Origin of the sequence: Desulfosarcina sp. (genome assembly GCF_033791525.1) — a bacterium.
GTDB lineage: Bacteria > Desulfobacterota > Desulfobacteria > Desulfobacterales > Desulfosarcinaceae > Desulfosarcina.
This window is the reverse complement of record NZ_JASJGN010000371.1, coordinates 1-3,153: the sequence shown is the minus strand read 5'-3', so window position 1 is coordinate 3,153 and position 3,153 is coordinate 1. Positions and strand designations below refer to the sequence as shown.

Genomic DNA, 3,153 nt, shown 5'->3' with positions numbered 1-3,153 from the left:
GTACCGCTCTCTTCGTGGGTTTTGGTCAAGTGCAGACGAATGCCTTTGTAGCCAGGGCCTTCTTCTCTGAACAGGTAGGCGGCCCGGGGGTTGGACTGGAGGTTGTTGTGGGACAAACGGTCTCGCATGACAAACGCCAGTGAGCCGTCATCCATCACGTGTGGCCGAGCATACACGGCTGCATTGACTCGGCCTTCACCATCTGCAGTCGACAGGACACCCATACCCTTGGTTTCTTCAAAATAGGTTTTATGATTCATTGATTACTCCTGTGATTTTGGTTTGTAACTGTAATAGCGACATACCCTTTGGGGTATTTTGGATTTTTTAGTTTTATATCAAAGAAGCTCATAGTTGAAAACTCAAAGCAAAACGAAAGCACTCCTTCCGCCCTAACAGTTTTCAGCCTTTAAAGCTCTTTTTGTTCCCCATACCGCGTATACCGGATCCGACTGGGCAAGTTCACTGGCGTATTTATCGTTTCGCGGGCGGGGCAGCCCGCGCATGGAATGGGTGCCCAGATTGTTGAAGGTATCACTTCTCAGAAAGTACTCCATGACCAGCCCCACTCGCTCGAATTCGTGGATCTGCTCCCAGATGCGAACGACTTTGGGCGGAAACCAACGGTTGGAGAAAGTGACCACAAAGGTTCCGCCGGGCTTGAGCACACGGCCCACGTCGGCGAACACTTCCAGAGGCTGCGTCAAGTATTCCACAGAAACACTGCAGATGGCAACATCGAATGATTCATTCTCGTAAGGCAGCACCGGGGCGGCGTTCAGGTCGTGAACCTGGATGTCGGTCAGGCGAGGGTTGTGCTCCAGTTCGGTGCGGTTCATGCCTAAACCGCTGACCCGGCCCGGGTTTACCCCTTTGGGTAAATGAGAACCCCAGCTGCTCATGAGGTCCAGTACATGCACACCATCCTTGACGAATCGTTTGTAAAGGTCTGCCACCATGTCCCGAGCGGTTTCGTCGAGATGATGCACCAGTCGGGGCTTGTCATAAAAGCGGTCATCGGTCCGCTCATCCCGGCGAACAAAGGGGTTGTTACTGAAAAAATCCGTAGGCGTGCCCTGCCAGCGAGCCTGCATGCCCGGGCCTTCGGTGAGCAGGCCGACCCAGTCCACGCTGCTGCCGCCACGCTCACTCTCTTTGGCTGAAACCTGCCCCACCGTCATGGAAAGAGAGAGCGGATGAAGGGACAGGGGGTGGGCGATATCCACCTCCATGTTGCCATTGTTGATCTCCACACAGCGGATTGGCTGCATGTTCTGAGGAAATACGCCGGGAAGGTCGTTCAGGCTGCCTTTGGGATAAAACCGACCCGCTTTTGGATCCCTGGAAAATTGCTTGCGGGTAATTTTCAGATGACCGCCATCGCTTCCGAAAAGCTCTCCCGGTGAAAAGCCGACGGCGGCATATTCCCATGACCGCTTGCCGATCAATGACCGCCTGACGTTGTTCGGAAGCCAGTCCCGCCAGAGATTGACACCCCGCGCGGCATAGCACTCATTGTGAGCGGCGTGTTGGCTGCTCCACTTAAGCTGGAATACGATATCGGCCACACTATCCATATCGATTACGTCCATGGTTCCCTCCACGAAGGTTGAGATTAATTCTTGCTTTCAGTCTTTAAAATTAACCATAAACCTGTGCGGGAACCATGTGAATCGGTTAGCAGGTGAGTGGGAGGCAATAACTGCCAATAGGGTCTCTGGTTTGTTGTTTGTGGTTGGTCGATTCCTGGTTTTGACGGTTCAGGGGCCACAATCCCGTGTCCCGGGTCTGTCGTTAAGCGGTCAGGGTTGCCGCGCGAGGGTTTAACTCTCCAGACTCTCGTCAGAGGTGCCGGCCTTTATTCAGGAAATGGAAATCAGGTAACTTCTCAGGTTGGTCTGACTGTTGCTCAATCCGAATTTCCTGCGCAGGTTCTTGCGATGAAAATGAACGGTGGTTTCAGACACGTTCAAAATCCCGGCAATCTCCTTGCTGGCTTTACCGTCCTTGACCAGGGATGCCACCTGGATCTCCTGGGGGGTGAGGATGATGCTGGCGTTGGCCAGCTTCTGCATCATTGGCGAGATGATATCGTTCAGGTGAGAGTCGATGATGTCGACCACCGTCTTGTCCTTGGGCTTTAGGTTGACCCGTTTGAGTTTTTCCAGGTAGGGCAACACCATCTCTTTGACATTGGTGATCACCTTCTGCTCTAATTCGGATTTGTCCCCCTCTCGCTGCTTGAGCAGTACTTTCAAGGCGATGTTGGATTCTTCCAGCTCAACCTTCTGCTGTTTCAGTTGCTCCTCGCTTTTGCGCAGGGCCTCCTCGGAAAGCTTCAGAGCCGTGATCTCTTCATGGCTGACGACTACGCGCAGCGGGCCATCACCGGACATTCTGATGGCGCGCATGTAGTACCAGTGGGGGCCGTCATCGCTGTGGCAGGGATAATCAAAGAGAAATTCATCCACACCGCCGTCGATCACCTCGCGGATACCGGCGGCAACCGTCCGGGCATCGGAACTATCTTCTCCATCGCTTGCATCGCAGATGGCCAGATAGTTGTCTCCGATGGCGTCGTAGTCCTCCGGCATGCCGCTCTTCACCGCAAAGTCACGCCAGGCGCGATTGGTATCCAGGATTACGCCGGTTTCATCCATGATGGCAATGTGGGCGGAAAGGGAATCCAGCACGGTCCGGGCTTCTTCGCTGGAATAGCACAAGGGCGCTTCATTTTTTTTTGATTGGCCGTTTGTGTCGGGCATGGCTGGCACCGTTGGTTAAAAATGGTCAGGAGTGCATTGTCTCGCTTTTTATATATTTATCATATGGGGTAGACCTTCGCAATAGTGTTAACCTACCATCGATCCCCAAGCCCTGCGATCGCTATTTCCACAATTGCATCAGCGGTCCACCGGTGCCCAATATCGGATCAGCAGGCGGCAGCGCGGTACGGTGGATATTTTCATCGGTGCGGGGACGCTCTCCGGGCCGGCCGTTGTTCATGTCGCACGGCTGGCCCTCGGGATAGGCTCCCACCACCATGAAATCAGTACTCGCGCCCATGTTCTTATGAGCGACGCCAGCCGGAATAACGAGCAAATCACCGGCCGACGCATCGAGAACGGGCCCGGATGCTCCGCCAAACTGAAC

Annotated in this window: 4 protein-coding genes; all 4 read right to left on the bottom strand. The window is 54.1% G+C overall.

Features of this window, described 5'->3' with window-relative positions:
- A partial coding sequence (locus QNK41_RS18335; RefSeq protein ID WP_319259805.1) for a pyridoxamine 5'-phosphate oxidase family protein occupies window positions 1-260 on the bottom strand: 260 nt, incomplete at its 3' end.
- Between the two features lie 132 nt (window positions 261-392).
- Complete coding sequence (locus QNK41_RS18330; protein WP_319259803.1) at window positions 393-1,592, bottom strand: class I SAM-dependent methyltransferase; 1,200 nt, start codon at window positions 1,590-1,592, stop codon at window positions 393-395.
- Window positions 1,593-1,862: 270 nt separating this feature from the next.
- Window positions 1,863-2,765 (bottom strand): LuxR C-terminal-related transcriptional regulator, encoded by a 903-nt coding sequence (locus QNK41_RS18325; RefSeq protein ID WP_319259801.1) that lies wholly within the window; start codon window positions 2,763-2,765, stop codon window positions 1,863-1,865.
- Between the two features lie 121 nt (window positions 2,766-2,886).
- Window positions 2,887-3,153: hypothetical protein (locus tag QNK41_RS18320; protein ID WP_319259798.1), on the bottom strand; the 267-nt coding region annotated here is incomplete at its 5' end.